This window comes from Hydrocoleum sp. CS-953 (assembly GCF_002260545.1).
GTDB lineage: Bacteria > Cyanobacteriota > Cyanobacteriia > Cyanobacteriales > Microcoleaceae > Trichodesmium.
This window is the reverse complement of sequence record NZ_LGSU01001440.1, coordinates 1-13,378: the sequence shown is the minus strand read 5'-3', so window position 1 is coordinate 13,378 and position 13,378 is coordinate 1. Positions and strand designations below refer to the sequence as shown.

General features: G+C 35.5%; 6 protein-coding genes and 3 pseudogenes. 2 read left to right on the top strand and 7 right to left on the bottom strand.

The annotated features are described in order from the left end of the window. Both AFK68_RS30060 and AFK68_RS30055 read left to right on the top strand, forming a co-directional pair. A pseudogene (locus tag AFK68_RS30060) lies at positions 1 to 481 on the top strand (DNA sulfur modification protein DndD); the annotation flags it as partial. 602 nt (positions 482 to 1,083) lie between these two features. After that, positions 1,084 to 2,439: an RNA-guided endonuclease TnpB family protein gene (locus tag AFK68_RS30055; RefSeq protein ID WP_210407693.1), complete on the top strand. Its 1,356-nt coding sequence runs from the start codon at positions 1,084 to 1,086 to the stop codon at positions 2,437 to 2,439. A gap of 38 nt (positions 2,440 to 2,477) precedes the next feature. On the opposite strand, the gene AFK68_RS30050 is transcribed toward AFK68_RS30055, so the two are convergent. The 7 genes and pseudogenes from AFK68_RS30050 to AFK68_RS30020 all read right to left on the bottom strand — a co-directional run bounded on the left by AFK68_RS30050 (position 2,478) and on the right by AFK68_RS30020 (position 12,916). Then, positions 2,478 to 3,029, bottom strand: coding sequence for a hypothetical protein (locus tag AFK68_RS30050; RefSeq protein ID WP_168186712.1), 552 nt, complete (start codon positions 3,027 to 3,029; stop codon positions 2,478 to 2,480). Between the two features lie 287 nt (positions 3,030 to 3,316). Beyond that, positions 3,317 to 3,685 (bottom strand): hypothetical protein, encoded by a 369-nt coding sequence (locus AFK68_RS30045; protein WP_094677595.1) that lies wholly within the window; start codon positions 3,683 to 3,685, stop codon positions 3,317 to 3,319. 680 nt (positions 3,686 to 4,365) lie between these two features. Then, positions 4,366 to 5,930: pseudogene (locus tag AFK68_RS30040) on the bottom strand (acetolactate synthase large subunit); the annotation flags it as partial. Position 5,931: 1 nt separating this feature from the next. Beyond that, positions 5,932 to 6,210 (bottom strand): thiamine pyrophosphate-binding protein (locus AFK68_RS35775; protein WP_246844551.1); only part of this gene is annotated, 279 nt, incomplete at its 3' end. A gap of 1,410 nt (positions 6,211 to 7,620) precedes the next feature. Next, positions 7,621 to 8,734 (bottom strand): annotated as a pseudogene (locus tag AFK68_RS30035) (NAD-dependent succinate-semialdehyde dehydrogenase); the annotation flags it as partial. 1 nt (position 8,735) lies between these two features. Beyond that, positions 8,736 to 9,138, bottom strand: a 403-nt coding sequence (locus AFK68_RS42850) for an aldehyde dehydrogenase family protein (RefSeq protein WP_143438433.1), incomplete at its 3' end; no start/stop codon positions are given. A 1,330-nt stretch (positions 9,139 to 10,468) separates the two neighbouring features. Beyond that, the gene (locus AFK68_RS30020; RefSeq protein ID WP_246844550.1) at positions 10,469 to 12,916 is read right to left on the bottom strand and encodes a polysaccharide biosynthesis tyrosine autokinase; all 2,448 of its coding nucleotides are present in this window, start codon (positions 12,914 to 12,916) and stop codon (positions 10,469 to 10,471) included. Positions 12,917 to 13,378 lie beyond the last annotated feature (462 nt).

The following is a 13,378-nucleotide window of genomic DNA, read 5'->3' as shown; positions in this document are numbered from 1 at the left end:
ATTTAAGGATAAGTTAACTCTGAAAAAGCTGAATAAATTAGAGATAGAAGTTACTGAATGTTTCCGTTATCTTTTACATAAATCAGACTTAGTTCATCGCGTGGCTATTGATACTCATAATTTTGCTCTTTCTCTCTATGATAATCAAGGGCAACTTGTTCCTAAACATCGAATATCTGCTGGAGAAAAACAGCTTTTAGCAATTTCTTTTTTATGGGGTTTAGCAAGAGTTTCTGGGAGACATTTACCTGTGGCTATTGATACACCTTTAGGTAGGTTAGATTCTTCTCATCGTCAAAATTTAGTTGAACGTTATTTCCCTACTGCTAGTCATCAAGTTATTCTCTTATCTACTGATACTGAGGTTGGTAAATTAGAGGTAGAAAACTTGCGTAATTTAGAGGCGATAGCTTACGAATATTTACTTGAATATAACTCTCAAAAAAATCAAACTAATGTCAAGAAAGGATATTTTTGGTAAACTAATTTTTTTCCTTTACTTTTTCAACTGAAGTTGCTTAGGTAGGGGTAGAAAATTTTCGTGATTTGGAGGCTAGAGCTCAGGAATATTTACTTGAATATAACTCTCAAAAAAATCAAACTAATGTCAATAAATGGTATTTATGGTAACCATATTTTTTCCTTCTACTTTTTCAACTGAAGTTGCTTAGGTNAGAAAATTTTCGTGATTTGGAGGCTAGAGCTCAGGAATATTTACTTGAATATAACTCTCAAAAAAATCAAACTAATGTCAATAAATGGTATTTATGGTAAACTAATTTTTTTCCTTTACTTTTTCAACTGAAGTTGCTTAGGTAGGGGTAGAAAATTTTCGTGATTTGGAGGCTAGAGCTCAGGAATATTTACTTGAATATAACTCTCAAAAAAATCAAACTAATGTCAATAAATGGTATTTATGGTAACCATATTTTTTCCTTCTACTTTTTCAACTGAAGTTGCTTAGGTAGGGGTAGAAAATGTCCATAATTTGGAGGCAATATCTCACAAATATTTCCTCAAATATGATGCTCAAAAAAATCTTCTATTCTTTAATGTTATCATAAGAACATGGAGGTGATAAAGATGTATGGATGTCAGCAAGAGTTAATTAAAAATCCAGAAAGCATCCCGTTTTTAGAATACTTATGTACTACAGCCAACAAACTTATTAATTGCGGGATTTATTTAGCTAGACAATGGTATTTTAAATTAGGATACATCACGGGAAAACACGACTTAGAGAAGGAATTAAAGTCAAATCATAATTATCAATTTCTTCATTCTCAAGCAGCACAGCAAACCTTGAGAGGAGTAACAGAGTCTTTTAAGTCCTACAAGAAGGTTTCCTACAAACACTATTTAGGAGAACTTGAAAATAAACCTCAACTTCCCAAATATCGAAAAAAGGGAGGACTAGGAGTTATAACTTATCCTAAACAAGCTTTAAAGCTGAAAAATGGTACAGTTAAAGTCCCTCTGGGAAGAAAGGTTAAAGCAGTATTTAAAATTGACAGTTTTTTCTTAGATTTCCCAAGCAATTTGAAATTTAAAAAAATTCGGGAAATAAGGATTCTACCTCGTAATGGTTGCTTTTATGTTGAATGGGTTTATCAATTAGAAGTTGAAAAATCTCAACTTGACAAAGATCAAGTTCTAGGTGTTGACCACGGGGTTGACAATTGGTTGACTTGCGTTAGCAATATAGGGACAAGTTTTATCATTGATGGTAAACACCTTAAGTCGAAAAACCAATGGTACAACAAACAAGTGGCAACAATTAAAGAGAACAAACCTCAAGGATTCTGGTCTAAAAAGTTAGCAAACATAACTGAAAAACGCAACCGACAAATGCGTGATGCCGTTAACAAAGCAGCAAGATTAATTATTAACCGTTGCGTAAGATATGGCATTGGTCGGATTGTTTTTGGATGGAATAAGAGGCAAAAAGATGGTATTCACATCGGAGCCAAAAACAACCAAAAGTTTGTGCAAATTCCAACAGCTAAACTCAAAGATCGGATTAGTCAGTTATGCGAACTGCACGGCATAGAATTTATTGAAACCGAGGAATCTTATACTTCGCAAGCTAGCTTTTTAGATGATGATTTTCTGCCCAAAATCGGTGAAAAACCCGATAAGTGGAAACCGTCAGGAAAGCGAATTAAACCAGGAGTGTATCAAACCAAAAACGGTTTGTTAGTGAATGCCGATGTGAATGGTGCAGCCAATATCCTCAAAAAAGTAGCGACAACTTTGGAGTTTTCTCTCGAAGGAGTCAGTAGTGGCACATTGATAATGCCTTCAAGAATCCAATGCATGGATTGCTTAAGAATCCCTCGTGCTTCAGCCGGGGGAGTATCAAACCTTAATCAAATCACCATAAATTTTCTCTGTAAAGTCAAATACAGAGTCCTATTGTTATGTATAATAGAAAATTAATAGCAATCGACTTCCGTTAATAAGCCAACCAAGAATCGCTAAAATTTCCTTTTAGAGTAGTGGTTGGCAACATATTTATAAGCTTGCCTAGCTGTCATAGGTTTAAACTTAGTATCCACAAATTGCACCGGATAATAGGTCTCAATCCACAAATGAGCGCCACAAGGTAAGGGGTCATAAGGCTTATAAACAATACGACAAGGGCCATCTATTTCCATCTGATAACCCAAATCGTTACGATTAGTTTGCTTTAGGGCGATTACTGGCATCAATTGCTCCGGGGTCATTTGAGGATCATTTTTAATTCTTTTGCCATTAGCCTTAATTTTTTGTTGATTCACATGAATTCTTGTAGGCTTCTCTCGGAGTCTCTTAGACCAAACACCTTCTGGACCTCTAGTACCTGGCACGACAACAGGCATGTTATTGTAAAGGGGAATTTGCCAAAATCCTTTGTGCTTATAAGCTCCTTTTATCCTATTCTGGGAGAGTAGAGTTCTGACTCTTTGACAACAAATACCTAATAAAAAAGCTGCTTCTCTTGTTCCGATCAAAGTCTTCTTTACTATAGCGCTATAGTTCTTATTCATAGCTAATAAGTTAATAATACACAAGTTACAATCATTTTATATAGAAGCCATTTGGTATCTCTAAAAAATAGGTTGGAGGGAGAATTAATTGATACAAAATGGGTAATAATTGATTTGATGATTGGATGAGTGCCAGATATCTAATACACCCCATCTCCCCATCTCCCCATCTCTCCACACTCCCCCACTTCCCTACTCTCCTACTCTCAATTTATAATTTTAAATAGATCCTTTCAGGGGTTCTATAGAAGCTATCTTACAGCATTTTGCAACGTGGCACATTTAGGCTAGCTAAATTCTTTCTTTATATCATTAAGAGCTTCATTGAAATTTTCATTATGAACCCAACCGACATAGCCTCCAAATATCATTTTTTCCTTAGAATCTGCTAAAAATACATGATTCACCCCTACTGGATTTGTCAAAACTTTAACTGTTGTTCCATCTTTCAATGTGAACAAACGTCTTGCTCTGCTGAAGTCTCTACTATGAGCCATAGTCATACCAGGTGTAGCGATCAATTTTTCAACAACTTTTTGTGCTGTTTTAGATATACTAGAAGCAATTTCTGCTTCTGTATTCCATTCCATTAACCAATCAAGTGCTTTTACAGACAAATTAAAAACTCCGTCAAATTCTGTCATTCCAATAAACATTTTTATCTCCTTATGTTGAGAGAATTGTTTGAAGTAGCACTCAGGACTCAGCTAGCCTCCTAGGTCGGAACTTCGTTAACAGCTATCAGCCTTTCACGGTGTATAATGGGGGATTCAAATCCCCAAAAAAGCGCACCACTAATTTTTCANTGCTTTTACAGACAAATTAAAAACTCCGTCAAATTCTGTCATTCCAATAAACATTTTTATCTCCTTATGTTGAGAGAATTGTTTGAAGTAGCACTCAGGACTCAGCTAGCCTCCTAGGTCGGAACTTCGTTAACAGCTATCAGCCTTTCACGGTGTATAATGGGGGATTCAAATCCCCAAAAAAGCGCACCACTAATTTTTCAAGCTCTTGTGGCGGACTTAAACCCTCGGATCTTTAGCTGAATCGCGTAGTTACGACCCAGGAGGCTAGCTAAATGCTGGCAAGCGTAGCATTCCGTAAGGAAAAGCTAATATAGTCATTCTCAATAAGATTGGGACGAGTGTTTCTTTCCTGAGAAAGGGTTTCAGCAAAAAAAGTGTTTCATCTTTATTTGAAATGACTATAGCTAGTATAGGGCTGCTATGTTAATTGGACTGGCTTTGCCAATCCAAGACTGAGGTTAATTAATTATTCAGTAAATTTAGAGTTAGATTGCAGAAAAAAAACCTTAATCGCTACTTCCTTTTTCCTAAATAGAACAACTTAAACCACCTGACTTTTTAGTAAAACGAACATTCTCCCGATAATCAACAGGACAATCTATCACAGCAGGAACATCTTGAGCAAGAGCCTCCTTCAAAGTAGGAATTAAATCAACAGCAGACTCAACTCGATAACCCTTCAAACCAAAACTCTCGGCAAACTTAACAAAATCAGGATTTCCAAACTTAATAAAAGAAGACTTGCCAAAATGATTTTCCTGTTTCCACTCAATCAAACCATAACCACCATCATTAAAAATCAAGGTCACAAAAGCAGTACCCACTCGCAAAGCAGTTTCCAACTCTTGACAATTCATCATAAAACCACCATCCCCTGTAGCTGCCACAATTTTACGGTCAGGATAAACCAACTTCGCAGCGATCGCCCCAGGAATAGCAATACCCATTGCGGCAAATCCATTAGAAATCAAACAAGTATTAGGACTATCACAATGATAATGTCGAGCAATCCACATTTTATGGGCACCAACATCAGAGATAACAATATCCTCTGGCCCCATTACTTGACGTAAATCATAAATTAGTTTTTGAGGCTTAATTGGAAACTCATTATCTTTACCATATCCCTCATATTCAGAGCGCATATTTTTTCTAATTTCTGAAACAGTCGGACTTAATTCATTGATCCGCTCCGAGCGTCGCAAAATTTCATTCAAAGAATCAGAAATATCTCCAACTATTTCAGCTATGGGAATATAACTACTATCAATTTCTGCATATTTTGCCCCAACATGAATAATCGGAATTTCGCCTTGAGGATTCCATTTTTTTGGAGAATATTCAATCAGATCGTAACCAACTGCAATAACTAAGTCTGTCTGATCAAAAGCACAACTAATATAATCCCGTTGTTGTAATCCTGTTGTCCACAAAGATAGAGGATGAGTATAAGGAATCACACCTTTACCCATAAAAGTATTAGCAACAGGAATATTTAATTGTGTAGCAAACTCTGTCAAAGCTTCACTTGCATGCCCTCGAATCGCTCCATTTCCAACCAAAATTACAGGATTTTTTGCCTTAGAAATTGCCACTGCTGCTTCCGTCATACTCTGATAAGCAGAATAAGATTTTTCCCGCTTATCTCGATTCAAAGGTTTCCCTTCTACAGACATTGCAGCAATATTTTCTGGTAGATCGATATGAACAGCACCCGGCTTTTCTTGTTGAGCTACTTTAAATGCTTTGCGGACAATTTCTGGTGTATTACTAGGGCGAACAATTTGAGCATTCCATTTAGTTACTGGGGAAAACATAGCCACCAAATCTAAATATTGGTGAGATTCGATGTGCATTCTATCAGTACCAACTTGACCTGTAATTGCTACTAAAGGAGCCCCATCTAAATTAGCATCAGCAACACCTGTCATTAAATTAGTAGCGCCAGGACCTAATGTTGATAAACAAACTCCTGCTTTTCCTGTTAAACGACCATAGACATCTGCCATAAAAGCAGCACCTTGTTCGTGTCGGGTAGTAATAAATTGAATTGGGGAATTTTTCAGAGCTTCTAGAATATTTAGATTTTCTTNTACTAAAGGAGCCCCATCTAAATTAGCATCAGCAACACCTGTCATTAAATTAGTAGCGCCAGGACCTAATGTTGATAAACAAACTCCTGCTTTTCCTGTTAAACGACCATAGACATCTGCCATAAAAGCAGCACCTTGTTCGTGTCGGGTAGTAATAAATTGAATTGGGGAATTTTTCAGAGCTTCTAGAATATTTAGATTTTCTTCTCCAGGCAATCCAAATACATATTTTACACCTTCATTTTCCAGGCATTTAACCAATAATTCTGCAGTGTTCATTTTGATTTTTCTCCTTTTATAAAAACTGGTAAAAAACTAAGTCAAAATTAACATTTAAAAATGGGATATAGTTGGGGTAGCAGTTAAAAGCTTGTTCAACTATTTCTTGATGCTATGCTCTCAAGATTTTAGGTATTGAAAAAAGAGGAATTGGGTTATTAAGTCCAGGGTCTTCATGGTATCTAAGGTTAGTTGCGGGTTGAATCTTCGTTTATTCAATTGAACTATTAATACCATTTTTTTCTAAAAATGTTATAAAACTCTGGTTATAGGCAACAGGTAACAGTTAACAGGCAAGAGGGATTCGTAGCAAATATTTATAGCGCCTGGTATAATACCAATTTTATCTGAAGTTGCACAGAATTATGAAAATAATTCATTTATCGGATATATGGTCAATTATGATTGAAAATTTATTCTATGCACCTTCATTTTAATTTGGTATAACCTCAAACCTGTAACTTTCTTCAAGAATAAATAATTAAGGTATATCCAACTGTTTCTCTATCTAACTATTTAACTCAATAAAGCTAACTTCGGAAGTTATAGCAGTTTTCATATTTTTTAGAGTACAGAGATTTGGGTTTAAAGGAAGAAGGNCCTGTAACTTTCTTCAAGAATAAATAATTAAGGTATATCCAACTGTTTCTCTATCTAACTATTTAACTCAATAAAGCTAACTTCGGAAGTTATAGCAGTTTTCATATTTTTTAGAGTACAGAGATTTGGGTTTAAAGGAAGAAGGAAGAAGTAATGCAAGAAGAAAGTGAAAACTGCTATAAATCAAACTCTTGATTTAGAGATAAAAAATTTGATAAATATTTTTTTTGCTATTTATCAATTTTTTCTAGGTAATAGATTCAATCTAATAAGGTTTGTTCTAAAGTAAGCATTCAGATGTCAGTCAGCCTCCTGAGTTGTAACTACGTTTTTCATGTCGCGTAACGTTTCATGTCGGTGACCCGAAAACAGCTATCAGTTACTAGCATAAGGATAAGTGAAGGAGCGAAGAATTAAAACTCTTGAAATAGATAAAGAAGATTAGGTAAACTGAGATATCTACCAGAATACCTTGACCAATGGATAATTGATAATTGATTTAAACCCCGCCTGGTCGGGCGAGGTCTTAAGTATCAATTCAGCTTTATTGCCTCTGCTAATAATTAATAATTGATAATTGCCGAAAGCGTTGTGCAAAGCTTGACCTTATGTCATGCTCCGCATTTCCGGACGGAATGCTCCGCTTTCCATGTCGCGCAGCGAAAGGCAATTCAAGTCGCGTAGCGTTTCATGTCGGCGACAGCCGAAAACAAAAATAATTATCCATTATCCATTATTAATTATCCATTATCAATTAATGAACTACAACTTTAGCCTTAGCCTAGATTCTCTACTACTAATACTTATTAATTATTTAACCCAAACAGTCTTAATATTGACAAATTCCAAAATTCCTTCCCTGCTAAGTTCCCGACCATAACCAGAGCGTTTAATTCCACCAAAAGGTAGACGTGGGTCAGACTTAACTAAACCATTGATAAAAACAGCACCAGCTTCCAGTTCTGAGATTAACCTATCTGCTTCTGCTGTGTCTGTAGTCCATGCACTTGCACCCAACCCAAAAGGAGTATTGTTTGCCAATTCTATTGCTTCATCAATATTAGCAACTCGAAAGACTAAAGCTACCGGACCAAAAAATTCTTCCTGATAAGCAGGGGAGTCTATTGGTATCTCAGCCAAAATTGTAGGAGGGTAAAAACTTCCAGGAAGGTCAGATAAAAAATGACCACCAGTCAGAACTTTTGCTCCTTTCTCAACAGAAGCTTGTACTTGAGCATTTAACTCTTGAAGAATAGATGGAGTTGCCAATGGACCAATATTAGTATCTGGCAACATAGGGTCTCCTACTTTTAAAGCCTCAAATTTTTCTACCAGACGTTGTTGAAATTCATCAGCGATAGCTTCTGCTAAGATAAAACGTTTAGCAGCAATACAGGATTGGCCACTGTTTAGCATTCTCGCTGTAACTGCTGTAGATACAGCCTCTTCTAGATTAGCACTTTCTAATACTATAAATGGGTCGCTACCTCCCAATTCCAAAACAGTTTTTTTAATAGCTCTACCTGCTGTTGCTGCTAAACTTGCACCCGCAGGTTCACTGCCAGTTAAAGTTCCTGCTTTTACTCGGTCATCTGCCATAATACCTGCTACTTTATCAGACCCTATTAATAAAGTTTGAAAAGCACCCTCTGGGAAACCTGCTTCTTTAAAAATTTCTTCAATAGCTAAGGCACATTGAGGCACATTAGAGGCGTGTTTTAATAATCCCACATTTCCTGCCATTAAAGCTGGTGCTGCAAAACGGAAAACTTGCCAAAAAGGAAAATTCCAGGGCATGACTGCCAACACTGGGCCAAGTGCTTGATAACGAACAAACGATTTACTAGCATCAGTTTGTGCAGGGACATCAGCTAGAAACTCGGCTGCCTTTTCTGCGTAGTAGCGACAGACTAAAGCACATTTTNAAAAAGGAAAATTCCAGGGCATGACTGCCAACACTGGGCCAAGTGCTTGATAACGAACAAACGATTTACTAGCATCAGTTTGTGCAGGGACATCAGCTAGAAACTCGGCTGCCTTTTCTGCGTAGTAGCGACAGACTAAAGCACATTTTTTAGCTTCAGCGATCGCTCCACTCAGAGTTTTACCCATTTCTAGAGTCATTATTTTGCCAAATTTCTCAGCATTTTTCTCTAATATATCTGCTGCTACTAATAACCATTCTCCACGTTGGGTCATGGGAATTTTACGATATTGGCGAAAAGTTTTTTCTGCCAATTCTAACTTAGCTTCTATTTGGGTATCTGTGATTGGTTCAAAAGTTTTGATTAGTTCCCCTGTTGCTGGATTAATTGTAGCGATCGCCATCTTTTCTTCTCCTCAAAAATCTAAAATTACCCTCTCATAAGTAAAAATTGAATACTTTCAATACTTATGAATATCAAGACATTTTTACTTATAAAGTTGTTATCCAATAAACATAATAACTTTAATTTTTTAGCACTAACTATTTGTGTGATTTAACTTATTGTTTTTTCTCACAATTGATGTTAATTTAATCTAATAGTTTTGCCAGTTTTTGTTTACTTGATTCAGCTTTCTACTCCATCTTAGTTTGTAAGACTACCCAAACCAATTAATTCTTAACTATCTTTTACATTTTTTTAATTATCAACAAAAATACCTCTAGCGCTACGCGCAAGTCAAAAGTCAAAAGTCAAAAATAATCCCTAACTGAGTTTGAGCATTTTTCATTAATTGATAATGGATAATGAATAATTAGAGCATGTGAACGAGTTAGATAGAAATAGGGAGATAAAATTATAGATTTCCAAAACTCTTTCATTATCAATTATCAATTATTAATTATTAATTATTAGCAGAGGCTGTAAACCGAATTGATTAATTATCAATTATCCATTGGTAAAGGTACTTTTTCCAAATACTTTATACTTTCTAACTCTTCTACCTTCTGAATCCAGAATAACTGCCTTGCCCTCGTCATAGAACTTCCTATCTAAAACGGATTCAGTATCACTACTACCAAAATTTTTTACCGAAAAATTAAGGTATAAAGCCTCTCCATTCATGGAGAAAAAAGCGGTCGTTTTCGGAGCATTCCGAAGGATGGGATGGCNAACCAAATTGATTAATTATCCATTATCCATTGGTAAAGGTACTTTTTCCAAATACTTTATACTTTCTAACTCTTCTACCTTCTGAATCCAGAATAACTGCCTTGCCCTCGTCATAGAACTTCCTATCTAAAACGGATTCAGTATCACTACTACCAAAATTTTTTACCGAAAAATTAAGGTATAAAGCCTCTCCATTCATGGAGAAAAAAGCGGTCGTTTTCGGAGCATTCCGAAGGATGGGATGGCGTTTTGCTTCGCAACATATAAAGCGGAGCAGCTCTGAAAGAGCGGGTCTCCTTTCCCTCCGGGACGCTACGTGTTTTCCTGCGGAATGCTCCGCAAACATCTCGCGTAGCGTTTAGCGTTCCGCAAAACTTTCCTGACGGAATGCTCCGCAAACGTTAACGCTGCGCGACATGAAAAACGCGCGTTGTGCGGAACGCTAAACCCATATCCAATCGACCAAGAGAAGAAAAAAATTTCTTTTAACCCAATCCTTCTATTACAGAAGAGGTAATTATTAATTATTAATTGTTAATTATTAATTATTGAATACTACCCTACCTCATTTCCTCATACTGAGGCTCAATATACTCATAGTCATAATATCGCTGATAATAAGAATCCGCCCGATCGCCATTACCCACAATACCCAACATTGGTATACCTGCCATACTTAAATCATCTAGAGCTAAACTTAAAGCTTCTCGCTCAGTTTTGCCTAACCCCACTACTAATAATAATCCATTAGTACAAGCTGCTAATAAATTAGCATCAGCTCTTCCCAGTAATGGAGCTGTATCACAAATTACTAAATCAAAATTACTAGCTGAGTCTTGAATCAATTGCCCCATTTCCCTTGAGGACAAAATTTTTGTAGGGTCTGGAGGAATAGGTCCAGAAGTTAAGACAAACAGATTTTCATCCACAGGCGATCGCTGAATTGCTGCTTCTATCGGTATACCATCAATAATTACACTACTTAACCCCTGCTGATTTGACAATCCCATCATATTATGAATTTGTGGACAACGTAAATCAGCATCTATTAATAGTACCTGTTGACCCATAGCAGCAGCAGCGCGAGCCAAATGAGCTGCTACTGTAGATTTACCATCCCCTGGTAAGGCAGAACTAATTACGAAAGAATTAATCGGATTTTCTATATTTAATAGACGAATATTAGCATTTAAAGTGCGAAAAGCTTCTTGAAAAGCTGAGGGATATAAAACCAAAGCTGAACTTTTCTTTTCCTTCAACTCATCATTCATCCACATTCTTTGTTCATGTATAGGAATTACTCCTAACAAAGGTAAACCAATAGATTTTTTGACTTCTTTTGGTGTCTCAAAAACATCTTGCTTAAATTTCTCTCCCAACTGAGCTAATAATATTCCAAATACTAATCCTGTTAATCCTCCCAAGGCAAGATTTAATAACATATTTGGAGATATTTTTACTAACTCACCGTTTTGATTTTTTAATAATTCTGGTGGTGCTATTAATTCCCAAGGTAACTTTGTTTCAGCAATTTCTATTTGTAATATCTGTTGTTTTTCTAACAGGTCTTTAATCGTTTTATTTGATATTTCTAATTCTTGCTGAATTTCCGTGTAACGCCTGACTACTTCTGGCATTTTTTCAGCATATTTATTTAATTTACCTTCCGCTGCATCCAATACTTTACCTCTAACTTCCATCACCTCTATTTGATTAGCAGCTAATATCATTTTGTGAATTAATTCTAGGCGAACAGAATCTTGAAAAGCTAAAGCCTTTTTACTTACTTCTTCAATATCTCTACCAATAACTTTTTCGGCCTCTTGATTTAATAAAGGTAGTAATTTTTCTCGCTGTTTATATAAAGCTTGCATTTGAGGTGCTTTATCTTTAAAACGAGCTGATTCTAAAGCAATCGTTGTTTCTACCTTTTGTAATTGATTTAATAATGATTGATATCTTGGCGCTTGGCTTAAAGCTGAAGCTATCAAAGCTTCTTCTGGATTAATCCCCAACTGACTTTGCACCATAGTATGGAGCGATCGCTGTTGGTCAAGTAATATTTTATTTTCTAGTTTTTGAGATTGAATTGCGTTCCTTTCTGCTGCTATTTCTTGACTTTTAATTTCTGGATTAATAAATAGATACTCTTGTTGCAGTTGCTGTAATTCCTGTCGCATTTCTTTAACTTTTTGCTGATATTTAGGAATTTGTGAATCAACAAATTTCAAGCCTTTACCAGTCTTACTCTGATTATCTTCACGACCATATTTAAGATAATTTTCTGCCAGTTTATCTAAGACAAACTTGATTTTATTTGTGTCTGAATCTTTATAGCTAACTTCTATGATTTTCGTATCACCCAACCTTTGAACTTTCACTTTTTCTATACTAAAAAAATTATTTCTTGGTTTCTCAAAGAGGGAATTATAATTCACTTCTGGATACTCTTTTTGAATATCCGCAATTATTGGCTGCATAATTTGCGGACTTTTCAGCAATTGAATTTGCGACTCATAATCCAAGATATAATTATTATCTTCTTGATTTTGATTAGCCACTGAATAAATTATTTTCTCATCACCATAAATAATTTTTGCCGTCTGTTTTTCCCAATCTTCTCCAAAATTTGTACCTAATATTTTTTCATCTGTATCTAATTGATTATTAGCTGAATTCTTCACCATAACTCGTTCAACTAATATTTGAAATTTTCCTTGATATATAGGAATCTGATTTAAACTCCAGAAATATGCTCCAGTTGTTGCGGCAGTTGTCACACTAAAAATCAAGAAAAAACGATGACATATTAATTTCCAAATCTTATTTTCTTTTTGAGATACTTTTTCTTCAAAATTTTGAAATTCAGCCTCATATATATTATGTTTAGGGAGTAGGGAGGTAGGGACGTTGCATGCAACGTCCCTACGGAGTAGGGAAGAGTCTACCAGTTTACCGTGATTATTATATAAGGATAACTGAGAATTTTTTTTCGGTTCCATATCCATAATTAAAATCTCAAATCAAAAATAGGGAGTAGGGAATAGGGAGTAGGTAGTAGGGAAGAGTCTACCAGTTCGCGATTATTATATAAAGATAACTGAGAGTTTTTTTTGCTGCATATCCATAATTAAAATCTCAAATCAAAAATAGGGAGTAGCAAGGAGTCTACCAGTTTGCAAACATAGAAAAGCAATAACAGAGACTTCCCAGAATTAAAAGTATAGTTAGTAGTTAGCTATCAGCTATTAGCTTTAAGTACATAAGCAAAATTAATTACATATTCTTTTCCTAAATTATCAAGAACTTTTTTGAGATATTGAAGTAAGCTTTTCGGTGTCATTCTTTTGAAAAGCTTTCTACTCTGTCAATTTACAGCACTTTTTAGGATGGTGAGGTACACTTTAATTAATTATCTGTTGCCTAAAGTCCTAAAAATTTGTACCTCACTAACTCCGAAACTGCTGTAA